The sequence below is a fragment of the Rhodophyticola porphyridii genome, assembly GCF_003688285.1.
In the GTDB taxonomy this organism is placed as follows: Bacteria; Pseudomonadota; Alphaproteobacteria; order Rhodobacterales; family Rhodobacteraceae; genus Rhodophyticola; species Rhodophyticola porphyridii.
Window position 1 is genome coordinate 104,722 of record NZ_RCNT01000001.1, and the last position, 12,672, is coordinate 117,393.

12 protein-coding genes and 1 tRNA gene are annotated in these 12,672 nt (G+C 62.2%); 2 read left to right on the top strand and 11 right to left on the bottom strand.

All coding sequences use genetic code 11. The features are described from left to right. Positions 1-14: 14 nt before the first annotated feature. Both D9R08_RS00520 and petA read right to left on the bottom strand, forming a co-directional pair. Entirely contained in the window at positions 15-1,364 is a 1,350-nt protein-coding gene (locus D9R08_RS00520; protein WP_121896063.1) for a cytochrome b, read from the bottom strand. A 10-nt stretch (positions 1,365-1,374) separates the two neighbouring features. After that, on the bottom strand, positions 1,375-1,956 hold the full coding sequence (gene petA / locus D9R08_RS00525) for a ubiquinol-cytochrome c reductase iron-sulfur subunit (RefSeq protein ID WP_121896765.1): 582 nt from the start codon (positions 1,954-1,956) through the stop codon (positions 1,375-1,377). Positions 1,957-2,243: 287 nt separating this feature from the next. Here petA and D9R08_RS00530 point away from each other — a divergent pair, with 287 nt between their 5' ends. After that, positions 2,244-3,761: a malonate--CoA ligase gene (locus tag D9R08_RS00530; RefSeq protein WP_121896064.1), complete on the top strand. Its 1,518-nt coding sequence runs from the start codon at positions 2,244-2,246 to the stop codon at positions 3,759-3,761. On the opposite strand, the gene D9R08_RS00535 is transcribed toward D9R08_RS00530, so the two are convergent. Genes D9R08_RS00535 through dapF form a run of 7 tightly spaced genes read right to left on the bottom strand, consistent with a single transcriptional unit; the run spans position 3,758 to position 8,592 of the window. After that, the gene (locus tag D9R08_RS00535) at positions 3,758-4,183 is read right to left on the bottom strand and encodes a GNAT family N-acetyltransferase (protein WP_121896065.1); all 426 of its coding nucleotides are present in this window, start codon (positions 4,181-4,183) and stop codon (positions 3,758-3,760) included. The two genes, D9R08_RS00530 and D9R08_RS00535, sit on opposite strands and share 4 nt — an antisense overlap. Then, entirely contained in the window at positions 4,180-4,785 is a 606-nt protein-coding gene (locus tag D9R08_RS00540; RefSeq protein WP_121896766.1) for a glutathione S-transferase family protein, read from the bottom strand. The genes D9R08_RS00535 and D9R08_RS00540 overlap by 4 nt, the downstream gene beginning before the upstream one ends. After that, positions 4,785-5,066 carry a hypothetical protein gene (locus D9R08_RS00545; protein WP_121896066.1) on the bottom strand — a complete coding sequence of 94 codons (282 nt, stop codon included), beginning with the start codon at positions 5,064-5,066 and terminating at the stop codon, positions 4,785-4,787. The genes D9R08_RS00540 and D9R08_RS00545 overlap by 1 nt, the downstream gene beginning before the upstream one ends. 55 nt (positions 5,067-5,121) lie before the next feature. Next, on the bottom strand, positions 5,122-5,748 hold the full coding sequence (locus D9R08_RS00550) for an FMN-binding negative transcriptional regulator (RefSeq protein WP_121896067.1): 627 nt from the start codon (positions 5,746-5,748) through the stop codon (positions 5,122-5,124). A gap of 57 nt (positions 5,749-5,805) precedes the next feature. Continuing rightward, entirely contained in the window at positions 5,806-6,441 is a 636-nt protein-coding gene (locus D9R08_RS00555) for a glutathione S-transferase (protein WP_121896068.1), read from the bottom strand. A 4-nt stretch (positions 6,442-6,445) separates the two neighbouring features. Then, positions 6,446-7,708, bottom strand: a complete 1,263-nt coding sequence (mtaB, locus tag D9R08_RS00560; protein WP_121896069.1) for a tRNA (N(6)-L-threonylcarbamoyladenosine(37)-C(2))-methylthiotransferase MtaB — start codon at positions 7,706-7,708, stop codon at positions 6,446-6,448. Further along, the gene (gene dapF, locus D9R08_RS00565; protein ID WP_121896070.1) at positions 7,708-8,592 is read right to left on the bottom strand and encodes a diaminopimelate epimerase; all 885 of its coding nucleotides are present in this window, start codon (positions 8,590-8,592) and stop codon (positions 7,708-7,710) included. The genes mtaB and dapF overlap by 1 nt, the downstream gene beginning before the upstream one ends. Positions 8,593-8,689: 97 nt before the next feature. On the opposite strand from dapF, the gene D9R08_RS00570 reads away from it, so the two are divergent. Further along, a tRNA-Lys gene (locus D9R08_RS00570) sits at positions 8,690-8,765 on the top strand. A gap of 220 nt (positions 8,766-8,985) precedes the next feature. Here D9R08_RS00570 and gyrB read toward each other — a convergent pair. Beyond that, positions 8,986-11,403: a DNA topoisomerase (ATP-hydrolyzing) subunit B gene (gene gyrB, locus D9R08_RS00575; RefSeq protein WP_121896071.1), complete on the bottom strand. Its 2,418-nt coding sequence runs from the start codon at positions 11,401-11,403 to the stop codon at positions 8,986-8,988. Between the two features lie 164 nt (positions 11,404-11,567). Beyond that, positions 11,568-12,671: a DNA replication/repair protein RecF gene (gene recF, locus D9R08_RS00580; RefSeq protein WP_121896072.1), complete on the bottom strand. Its 1,104-nt coding sequence runs from the start codon at positions 12,669-12,671 to the stop codon at positions 11,568-11,570. Position 12,672: the final 1 nt, after the last annotated feature.

The window sequence follows — 12,672 nt, forward strand, 5'->3', positions numbered from 1 at the left end:
GCGTCGTCCTTTCTTCACTCAGCCGGATTGGAGACCGGAGCGGACGTGCCGCCCTGTGCCTCGGGGCCGTAATGGGCATTGAAGTCTTCTTCGATCGTTTCCGGCTGGGGCAGCGGTTTCTCGATCACGCCGAGGATCGGCAGGATCAGCAGGAAATACGCAAACCAGTAAGCCGAACCAACAAGCGCGATATAGGGATAGATCCCTTCCGCCGGTCTTGCTCCAACCCACATCAGAAGGAAGAAGTTCAGGATGAAGATCCAGAAGAACCACTTGAACATCGGCCGGTAGCGGCCCGAGCGCACCGAGGAGGTATCGAGCCATGGCACAAGTGCCAGGACCACGATCGCGCCGAACATCGCGATGACGCCAAAGAAGGCCGCGTTCACGATGCCACCGGTCAGGAAGCTGGCTGCGATCACTACCCAGACATCGCCGTCAAAGGCCCGCAGAACCGCGTAGAACGGCAGGAAGTACCATTCCGGCACAATATGCGCGGGCGTAATCATCGGGTTCGCCTCGATATAGTTATCGGGGTGACCGAGGAAGTTGGGCATGAAGCCCACCACGGCGAAGAAGCCGATCAGGATCACGGCGAGCGCAAACAGGTCCTTGATCACGAAATATGGCCAGAACGGCAGCGTGTCCGCATCGGCCTCTTTCCGCGACGTGCGGCGAACTTCGACACCTGTGGGGTTGTTGTTACCCGTGGTGTGGAAGGCCCAGACATGCACGATCACCAGGCCCAGAATCACGAAGGGCAACAGATAATGCAGCGACAGGAAGCGGTTCAGCGTGGCGTTGTCCACCGCGGGCCCACCCAGAAGCCAGGTCTGGATCGCGTCGCCCACGAAGGGGATGGCGCCGAAGAGACCGGTGATGACCGTGGCTCCCCAGAACGACATCTGACCCCAGGGCAGAACATAGCCCATGAAGGCCGTTGCCATCATCAGCAGGTAGATCAGCATGCCGATGATCCATGTGATTTCACGCGGGGCCTTGTAGGACCCGTAATAGAGACCACGGAAGATATGCATGTAGACCGCGATGAAGAACAGCGATGCGCCGTTCTGGTGGATGTAGCGCAGAGCCCATCCGCCGTTCACGTTGCGCATGATATGCTCGACCGAGGCGAAGGCCATGTCCACATGGGGTGTGTAGTGCATGACAAGCACGACGCCGGTGATGATCTGCATCACGAGACAGAACACCAGCACGATCCCCCAAATCCACATCCAGTTGAGGTTCTTGGGTGTGGGGATCATCAGGGTGTCGTACATGAGCGACACGATCGGCAGGCGCCGGTGGAGCCACTTTTCGCCGTTGGACTTGGGCTCGTAATGGTCGTGGGGAATTCCGGACATGTCTTCCTCCTTAACCCAATAGAATGGTTGTTTCGTCCACGAAGGACGCGACAGGAACCGGAAGGTTTTCCGGAGCGGGGCCGCGACGGATGCGGCCGGATGTATCGTAGTGAGACCCGTGGCAGGGGCAGAACCAACCGCCAAAATCACCCGCGCCGTCACCAAGCGGGACGCAGCCGAGATGGGTGCACACGCCCCACATCACCAGCCACTCGCCGGTGTTCTCGCTATCGCCGAATGGGGCCAGGGCACGGTTTTCATCCAGCGCCTCGACCTCTCCCTCAATATTCGGGTTCCGGGCGATCGGGTCGACAAGATCGTCCAGCGGAACGGCCCGGGCTGCCTCGATCTCGTCTTCGGCCCGGTGACGGATGAAAATCGGTTTGCCGAGGAACAGAACCGTAAGCTGGGAACCGACCGGAACGTCAGCGATATCCACCCGCAGAGTGGACGCGGCCTGCACGTCGGCCGAAGGGTTCATCTGGTTGATCAGCGGCCAGACAGCGGCGCCGGTCGCGACGGCACCTACACCGCCTGTTGCATAGAACAGAAAGTCGCGGCGCGAGCTGTGAGGATCTTCTGCATGTGACACGGTGCGCGTCTCCCTCATCATGGGCCCGGTATGCGGGCCGGAATAGGCTGTAGGGCGACGGAATCCGTCCGCCGCCCATCTTGGAGGTGTTTATGGAATGCGAGTATAGCCGTCCAGCGGACAAACGCGCGCAGCCGGGCCGAAGTGTCGCAGGGAAAATCACGCTTTTTCGCGGGAAATGACAATATCGGGCGGATTTCGGCGATCTTTGCCTGTTTCGTTCCAATTGTCTGGTTTGATAAGAGCATATCCGGGCGCAGGCGCGACCCCGGAAAAAGAGGCGCATCATGGCCAATCATCTTTGCGACGCGCTTTTGCGGCAGGCTTCACATCGGCCGGAGGCCATTTTTGCGACGGATGCCGATGGCCGGATTCAGACACTCGGGGAACTGGCGGAGGGGGCGGCGCGCATGGCAGGCGTGTTGCGCGGTTTCGGCGTGTCCCCGGGCGAGCGCGTGGCCGTGCAGGTGGAGAAGTCTCTGTCGGCGCTGGAGCTCTATCTCGGGACGGTCATGGCGGGAGGTCTCTTTCTGCCGCTGAACACGGCCTATACCGAGACGGAGCTTTCCTATTTTCTGAATGATGCCACGCCACGGGTCTTTGTCTGCGATCCCACGAAACGGGAGATGTTGCGCGCTGCTGCAACGCAGGCGGGTACGCAGACCCTCCTGACCCTTGACCGGCGGGGTCAGGGCACGCTGACCCATGCGCAGGCTCAGGCCGCCCCGATGGTATTTCCCGTTCCGCGGGGCCCCGACGACATGGCCGCGATCCTCTATACCTCCGGGACCACGGGCCGCAGTAAGGGCGCGATGCTCAGCCATCATGCGCTGCTGTCGAACAGCCGGACCCTTGCCGATCTCTGGCGGTTCACGGAAAGCGATGTGCTTGTCCATGCGCTGCCGATCTTTCATACCCATGGTCTGTTCGTGGCAAGCAATGTGGCGCTGCTGTCCGGAGCGTCGCTGATTTTTCTGCCCGGGTTCGACGCCGATGCCATTCTGGAGGCGATGCCGAACGCCACCACGATGATGGGTGTGCCGACCTTTTACACCCGGCTTTTGGCCGATCCGCGTCTGACGCGGGACCGCGCGGCCAGTATGCGCCTTTTCATCTCGGGCTCGGCCCCGCTTCTGGCAGAAACGCATCGTGACTGGGAGCGCCGCACCGGCCACCGCATTCTGGAGCGATATGGGATGACGGAAACGAACATGAACACCTCCAACCCCTATGACGGCGAGCGTCGCCCGGGCACCGTGGGGTTCGCCCTGCCCGATGTCGAGCTGCGGATCATGGGCGAGGACGGTGTCGAAATGCCCACCGGCGAAACGGGGATGATCGAAGTGCGTGGCCCCAATGTCTTTTCCGGCTATTGGCGGATGCCCGAGAAAACCGCTGAAGAGCTGCGCCCGGACGGCTGGTTTATCACCGGCGATCTGGGCCGGGTGGATACGGATGGATACATAACGATCGTGGGGCGCGCGAAGGATCTGATCATTTCCGGCGGTTTCAACATTTATCCGAAAGAAGTGGAAAGCCTGATAGACGATCTGCCCGGCGTGCTGGAAAGCGCCGTGATCGGGGTGCCGCACCCGGATTTCGGGGAGGCGGTGGTGGCCATTGTCGTGGCGGACGGATCGGCAGACCTGACCGGGTCCGAGCTGCTTGCGGGTATCGCCGGGGATCTGGCCAGGTTCAAGCACCCCAAAAAGGTGATTTTCGTCGACGCCCTGCCGCGCAACACGATGGGAAAGGTGCAAAAGGCGGCATTGCGCAAGGCGCATGCCGGCCTGTTCGATGGCTAGAGCGCGCGCGTCATATGCCGGTGCGGAATACCGGCATCCTCGAACTCCGGCCCCTCGGCGACAAAGCCCAGCCTTTCATAAAACGGGATCGCGTAGGTCTGCGAATCCAGTGTTACGGTCGCGACGCCGCCGGCCTTCAGGTCTTCCAGTATCGCCAGCATCAACTGCATGCCGAGGCCTGTGCCGCGATGGGCCCGCGTCACGGCCACCCGCTGGATCTTGGCCACGCCATCGCCTACCGGCAGCACCCGCGCGGTGGCTGCAGGGCCGTCGTCATTCTCGGCAAGAAAATGTAGGCACTGGTCGTCCAGCCCGTCCCATTCCTCCGCTGCGGTGACCCCCTGCTCGTCCATAAAGACTGTCTGGCGGACCATATGGCAACCGGCCATGTCATCGGCGGTCGTGACGCGGAACACTCTCATGCAGCCGGTTGCACCGTGCCTTGCATGGACGGACGCGCGGCAAAGGCTTCATACCAGGCGGCCAGTCCGTCCCGACCCTTGCGCCAGTCGTTGGCCCCATGACGGAAATCGAGATACCCAAGGGCGCAGGCCACGGCGATCTGCCCCATATCCAGGGGCCCGTGAAGATGGCTCATCCAACGGCTTTCGAGCGCATCGAGAGCCCGGGTGACCTTGGTCCACTGCGCATCGAGCCAAGGTTGATACCAAAACTCTTCCGGGCGAAAGCGCTTTTCATAGACCAAGGTCACCGCGGCATCCATGATGCCTTCGGCCGTCGCCTCCAGTGTCAGTGTCTCCCAGAGCCGGGTTTCGGGATAAAGGCCCGCCTGCGCCCTGTGGTCCAGAAATCGCGTGATGACCCGGCTGTCATAAAGCGTCGGGCCGCCATCGCGGATCAGGGACGGGATCTTGCCAAGCGGATTGGCCGCGGCTGCCGCGGCGGCGGTATCCATCGGCGTCGTCGCCACTTCTGTGAAGATCACGTCGTCCTGGCCGGTCTCGGCCAGAACAACAAGGCATTTGCGGACGAAAGGAGAGGCTGGAGAGCCGAGAAGTTCCATCATTTCAGACGCCTGACCTTGATACGGGCGAAGCCGGTTGCATCTATTTCCACGCCCGGGCCAGTCTGCCCGAACCGGTAGGTGCGGGTCCAGCGGGCGGAACCGTTGACCTGCTCATCATCGCGGCGCAAGCAGAATCCTTCCGGGGTTTCGTCCATAGCGTCTTCGACGCGCTGATCCCGGCGCGCCGGCGCTGCGTAGCGCGCGGCGGCATAGGCAACCAGAGCCACGGACCCGTAACGGAGGGCGAATCCGGCGATCGGGGCAACGGGAAACGGCATGGGATCCTCCAGCTTTTGGTGTTAGTTCATATGTAGGACGCCTGCGCCTGGCTGTCTATTCCGCGTTCCGCACACCCAGCATCAGGGCGGTCAAGAGCGCGGTTTCCTGACCAACGGGCGACGCATTCAGATGCCGGGCCGCCGCCTCGCGCACCGCGTCCGGCTTGTTTTGCCCGAGCTTCCATGTCCCGTGCACCTCCGCGATATCGAAACGAAACGGCAAGATCTGCCGCATCATCCGCTCCAGCACGTCTTTGGTCATCTTGTCGGCGGTCCAGACGGGTTTGGGGCGCAGCATTTCCTCGAAATGGCTTGAGAGCTTGTCCAGCTGCGCCCGCATCAGCCCGTGATCCATCGGGTGCAGCGTTCCGCGCAGATGCACGGCCACGTAGTTCCATGTCGGAACCTGATCGGCCACCGCGTACCAGTCGGGCGAGATGTATCCGTCAGCCCCGGTGACCGCGATCACCGCCGGCGTCGGCGCGGTCACCGCGCGCGCAATCGGGTTGGAGCGGACCAGATGCAACTCTGCCTCCGTCCCGGCCTCGTTCAGAATGAACGGGATATGGGAGATCAGAGGGCCCTGGTCCGCATTGATGCTGAGGGTCCCGAACCCCCGCTCCCGGGCGAAATTCAGGTTACAGGTTCGGGGCTCGGACCTGAAGGCGGGGTTTGGATGCATCGCAGGGCCTCCTCTCGTCATGACCTTGCCGATCGGTGCCGCATAGGCAAGAGCGGCTCAGCCGGGAAAGGCAATCTCCGCATCACCCGGCGCCCATTGAGGATGTTTCGCCATGACCGCGGCAAGACGCTCGGACACCAGAAAGCCATCCAGCCAGCGGCGGACATCCGCACCCGCCTCCGCATCGAACCTCGTCTTGTCGATCATCGCGAATTGGCGAATGAACGGCAGGATCGCCAGATCGGCCAAACTGGGCGTTTCGCCGAAGATCCAGAGGCTGCCGTCCAGACGCGCATCGAGCGCCACAATGAACGCCATCGCCTGCGCTCTTTCCGCCTCAGCGTCGAGATCGGGATGGCGGCTGGCGTATTTCGTATGGTCCAGCGCTGATTTGAACGGGCCGTCACACTGGGCGATCAGCGTCATCCCGGCGTTTGGCATTTCCAGCAAGCTCTCGGGATCGTTCCGCTCAAGCGCCCAGAGCATGATGTCGAGGCTTTCATCGATGCTCTCGCCGTCATCCTTAACCAGACAGGGCACCGTGGCGGAAGGCGACGCGGCGAGAAACGCCTCCGGCTTGCTACGCAGAACCACCTCGCGAAGCGCCACTCTGACGCCTGCGCTGGCAATCGCCAGCCGTGCGCGGATTGCGTAGGGGCAGCGACGGAAGGAATAGAGAATGGGAAACGGCACGGGGCTATGCCAAGAGCTGATTGCCCGACTTGCCCTTGATCGTCGCGGTCACGATCCGACTTTCCGGCTGGTCACTGGTGAACGCCACTTCCGCGAATTGCTCGGTCCGGCCCATGCGCGGAGATTCCATCAGCACCTGATGGGCCTGCCCGATCTGCGCGCTCAGATGCGCCTCTACGCGCGTCGCACCGGCTGCGCGAAGACGGGCAGCGCGGGCCTTAACATCCCGTCCATCCACCGCCGGCATGCGCGCGGCGGGCGTCCCTTCACGTGGCGAATACGGAAAGACATGCAGCCATGTCAGGCCACAATCGTCGATCAGCCTGAGCGAGTTTTCAAAATGCGCCTCGCTCTCGGTCGGAAAGCCCGCGATGATGTCGGCGCCAAACGTCATTTCCGGGCGCAGGCGACGCGCCTCTTCGCAGAACCGGATTGCATCGTCCCGCAGATGACGCCGTTTCATCCGCTTCAGGATCAGGTCGTCGCCATGCTGAAGGCTCAGATGCAGATGCGGCATCAGCCGGTTTTCGGTCGCTATGGCCTGCATCAGGTTCGGATCCACCTCGATCGAATCGATGGAACTTATCCGGAGGCGTGGCAGATCGGGCACCAGTTTCAGGATCCGCATGACAAGATCGCCAAGCCGTGGCGCTGCCGGCAAATCCGCCCCCCAGGAGGTCAGATCGACCCCCGTCAGCACGACCTCGTTATATCCGCGCTCGACAAGCCGTTTGATCTGGTCGACCACAACGCCCGCCGGCACGGAGCGCGAATTGCCCCGCCCGTAGGGGATTATGCAAAACGTACACCGATGATCGCAGCCGTTCTGGACCTGCACATAGGCGCGGGAGCGGGTGCCGAACCCGTCGATCAGATGGCCGGCGGTTTCGGTCACCGACATGATGTCGTCCACCTGCACCTTTTCTGTCGCGCCGATGAAATTTGCGCCGGCCAGGTTGCGCCAGGTCTGCGGCTGCATCTTTTCGGTATTCCCGATGACGCGATCCACCTCCGTCATCCTGGCGAAGGTCTGCGGTTCGGTCTGCGCTGCGCATCCGGTCACGATCAGCGTGGCATCGGGGTTTTCCCGGCGAAGCTTGCGGATTTCCTGACGGGCCTTGCGCACGGCCTCGGCGGTCACGGCGCAGGTATTGACGACCACGGTGTCGCCAAGACCGGCATTTGCCGACAGCTCTTTCATCGCTTCTGTCTCATAGGCGTTCAGTCGGCATCCAAGCGTATGGAACACGGGCGCGCGGCGATCCATCAGAGCGTCTCCAGAAATTCGGGCGTGATCGTGCCGGTGAACACATGTGTCGTGGGGCCGGTCATCCAGACGCCATCCTCGCGCCAGTCCACCGTGATCTCTCCGCCATCAAGGGCGATCTTCACCGTGCGCCCCGTCAGCCCGCGGCGCGCGGCCGCGACCGCGACCGCGCAGGAGGAAGAGCCCGAGGCGAGCGTCACTCCGACCCCCCGTTCCCAGACCCGCATCCGCAGATGATCGGGTGCGATCAGATGGGCAAACTGCACATTCGTCCGCTCCGGGTAGAGCGGGTGATGTTCCATTTCCGCGCCGCGCGCTTCCAGATCGACTGCTTCCGCATCTGCGACGAAAAAGGTGCAATGCGGATTGCCCATGCCGGTCGCGACCGGATCGCCTTCCACTGGCAGGTGCAGCGTGTCCAGATCCTTCGCCAGAGGTATCTCGCGCCAGCCCAGTTGCGGCTGGCCCATGTTGACGGAAGTCAGCCCATTGCCCGCATCCACGGCGCGCAAGAGCCCGCGTTCGGTGCGAATCCTCAGGTCGGAAAGCCGCTCGGTATCCATCACCCACCGGGCGATACATCTGGTCGCGTTTCCGCAGGCGGCAGAGACCGATCCGTCCGCATTCAGAAAACGGAGCGCGACGTGAGGCCTCTCCGCTGCCGGCAGGGGATCGTTGCTTTCGTTCAGCGGGCCGGGCGTCTGATCCTCTTCGATGATGGCGAGCTGGTCAAAACCTATGCCGCGATGCCGATCCGCCAGGGCCTGCGCCAGATCCGGAGTGATCACGGCCCCGTCGCGCCGTGAGTCGATCACCACGAAATCATTGCCCAGCCCATGCATTTTCATGAAAGGCAGGCCCATATCAGCCCCATTGACGGTCATGGGCGCGGATATAGACGCATCGTAACTTATTTGAAATCCCTTGCATTGATTTCCGCTTGACGGCTTGGACCTGCTTTTCTAGGTAGACGCTTCGTGTGGGCCCTTAGCTCAGTTGGTAGAGCAACTGACTTTTAATCAGTGGGTCGCAGGTTCGAATCCTGCAGGGCTCACCATTTTTCCTGCGTATCTGTCCCGATTGTCGCGGCCTTCCGCGACCCGTGAGTTCCGGCAATTGCGGTCACCTTGCACTGATGCACCTGGGCGCTCCGGGCGAGCGGCACGGATCAGTGCTGAGACAAGGTCTGACCCGACACCAGCGAGGTGATTGTCGGGCGAAAACCAAGGAATCGCGACGCAAAAAACGCCGTGGTCGCCGGGCGACCTGGAACGGCCTCAGAAATCCAGGTTCTCGACGCTCAGCGCATTCTGCTGGATGAACTCCCGGCGGGGCTCCACCACGTCACCCATCAGTTTGGTGAAGATGTCATCAGCTTCGGCCAAGTCGTCGATCTTGACCTGCAGCAATGTCCGCGCCTCGTGATCCAGTGTGGTTTCCCAGAGCTGATCGGGGTTCATTTCGCCCAAGCCCTTGTATCGTTGCAGGGTCAGGCCCTTGGCACCTTCCTCCAGAATGGCCTCCAGCAACTCGGTCGGTCCGTGGATCAGAACATCGCGATCCTTGCGGGAGAGATGCGACGGGTCCCGGTAAATCTCACGGCTGTCCTTGGAGACGGAGGAGAGCTTGCGGGCCTCGCCAGACCGCAGGACCGCGCCGTCAAGCGTACGGATCTCCTCCACGCCGCGCAGGACACGGGAAAGGCGGATGCCGTGGTCCTGCGTGATACGGCCCTGCCAGCCGCGTTCGTACTCCACCGCAACAAGGTCCAGCCGCTTGGCGACATCGTCCGCGACGCCCTGCAGATCGGCATCGACCCGGCCCTGATCGAAGGCGCCCGCGATGGCGGCCTGTTCCAGGATACGGCGCGGATAATGGGTGGGAAACGCATCGAGCACACGTTTGAACGCGCGGGCGGCATCGACCACGCGCGCCAGATCGGCGCCGGCGATCTCCTCTCCTGAGGGCAGGCGGAGCGTTGCGCCTTCGATCCCCTGCCGGATCAGATAATCGTCAAGCGCGGCCTGATCCTTGAGGTAGACCTCGGATTTGCCGCGCGCGACTTTGTAAAGCGGCGGTTGAGCGATGTAGAGATAGCCGCCTTCGATGATCTCGGGCATCTGCCGGAAGAAGAAGGTCAGCAGGAGCGTCCGGATATGGGCGCCATCCACATCCGCGTCGGTCATGATGATGATCTTGTGATAGCGCAGCTTGGAAATATCGAACTCTTCACGTCCGATGCCTGTTCCAAGCGCGGTGATCAGTGTGCCGATTTCCTGAGAGCCGAGCATCCGGTCAAACCGCGCCCGCTCCACATTGAGGATCTTGCCCCGAAGCGGAAGCACGGCCTGATTTTGCCGTGAACGGCCCTGTTTCGCGGAGCCGCCGGCGCTATCGCCTTCGACAAGGAACAATTCGGATTTGGCGGGGTCTTTCTCCTGGCAATCGGCCAGTTTTCCGGGCAGGCTTGCCACATCCATCGCGGTCTTGCGGCGGGTCAGCTCGCGCGCCTTCCTTGCGGCTTCGCGGGCAAGTGCGGCTTCGACGATCTTGCTGACGATGACACGCGCCTCCGCCGGATGCTCTTCGAACCATTCCGACAGCTTCTCGTTCATCAGTCCCTCGACGGCCGGGCGCACCTCGGAGCTGACCAGTTTGTCTTTGGTTTGGCTGGAGAATTTCGGGTCCGGCACCTTGACGGACAGCACGCATGTCAGGCCTTCGCGCGCATCGTCGCCGGTGAAGTTGATCTTCTCCTTCTTCGCGATACCAGACGAGCCCGCGTAAAGGTTGATCGTGCGGGTCAGGGCCCCCCGGAAGCCGGCGAGATGGGTACCGCCGTCGCGTTGCGGGATGTTGTTGGTGAACGGCAGGACGGTTTCATGGTAGCTGTCATTCCACCACATCGCGACCTCGATCCCGATTCCATCCCGCTCCCCCTGAATGAAGATCGGTTCCTCCATGGCGGAGCTTTTGGAGCGGTCCAGATACCGCACGAATTCGCGGACACCACCTTCGTAATACAGCTCGGACTTGAGAGGTTCAGCCGGACGCTCGTCTTCCAGGATGATGCGAACGCCGGAGTTCAGGAAGGCAAGCTCCCGCAGGCGGTTTTCAAGCGTCTTGAACGAGTAATCGAGGTTCGAGAACGTACCGGTTGAGGCCATGAAGTGAACCTCGGTGCCTTTCCGGCCTTTCGCGTCGCCCACAACCTCCAATGGCTTGGTTGTGAACCCGCCTTCGAACCGGGCATGGTGTTCCTTGCCATCGCGCCAAATGCGGAGTTCCAGCCAATCGGACAAGGCATTGACGACCGAAACGCCAACGCCATGAAGTCCGCCGGATACCTTGTAGGAATTCTGGTCGAACTTCCCCCCTGCATGGAGCTGGGTCATGATGACCTCGGCGGCGGACACGCCCTCCTCCTCGTGGATGCCAACCGGGATGCCTCGGCCATTATCGCTTACGGAGACGCTGGAATCGGCGTGGATTTTAACGTTTACCGCGTCGGCATGGCCGGCAAGGGCCTCATCGATTCCGTTATCGACGACCTCATAGACCATGTGGTGAAGACCCGAACCATCGTCCGTGTCGCCGATATACATGCCGGGGCGTTTGCGAACCGCCTCCAAGCCTTTGAGAACCTTGATGGAATCTGCGCCATAATCGTCTGGCTGCGGGGTTTGCTCGGTCATATGTTATTCTTCCCGTTCTGCTGCGCAATATATACGCAGTGGAGTGGGTGATGTCACGCAAATGGCACAAGATTTGGGGTGCGAGATGGCGCCCATCCCGGGCGTGACCGGAACGGTGCCGGTGCGGGGCCAAGCGGGCGCGCGACGATCAGGGCCAACTGCGCTCAGGGCCCGTGCACCATGCTTTCACCGTTCTCTTCAGTCACCGCAATATGCTGGGCGCGGGCGCCCAGCTCCGAGAACAGCTCCGGCCCCGTGCCAGTCATCCAGGCCTGGGTGTCGAGCGCACAAATCTCGTCGAACAGCGCGGCGCGGCGGGCGGCGTCCAGATGGGCCGCAACCTCATCGAGCAGAACGAGCGGGGCGGTGCCGGTATCTTCGCGAAGCGCGCGCGCATTGGCGAGAACGAGCGAGATCAGAAGCGCTTTCTGCTCGCCGGTGGAGCATTGCGGCGCGGGCACGCCCTTCGCGCCGTAGACCGCCGCGATGTCGCTGCGATGAGGTCCGATCAGGGTCCGCCCCGCGGCCATGTCGCGGCTGCGGAACTGCGCGAATGCCGCCGCAAAATCGTTGGGCGCAACAAGCGTCTCGCCGCCCTCCGCTTCGTCCAAGGAAAGATCAGCCGTGGGAAATACGGTTTCGGCATTGGCCTGCGCGGATGCGATCCGGTCCAGCGTGGCGCGGCGGTTGGCGATGATTTTCGACGCATTGTCGGCCATCTGCGCTTCCACGGCGTCATACCAATGGGCATCCCTTACCATGTCCTTCAGAAGCCGGTTCCGCTCCCGCATGGCCTTGTCATAGGCCAGCACGGCCTCCGCATGGTCCGGCGTGAAACTCATCGTCATCCTGTCGAAGAATCGCCGCCGCCCCTCGGCACCCTCGATCCAGAGCCGGTCCTGGGAGGGGACAAGCCAGACCATGCGCAGGATGCGCGCCAGCCGGGTTTGCGGGGCCGATTTTCCGTCGATGCGAAGCGTACGGGGCTGGGCGGCCTCGGCCCCGGTTTCAAGGTCATGGGTCAGACTGCCGGCCACTTCTGCCCTGATCTTCCACCCCAGTCCTTCGGGCTTGCGCGCGATCTCTTCGGCGCTGGCCCGACGCAACCCCCGACCGGGGGACAGCAGCGACACCGCCTCCAGAATATTGGTCTTGCCCGCACCATTGGGGCCATGAAGCGCGACGGGACGCCCGTCCAGAACGAGCCTTGCCTGTCTGTGGGAGCGGAAATGCGACAGGACCAGTGAGGAGAGGTAAAGCGCGCTCATA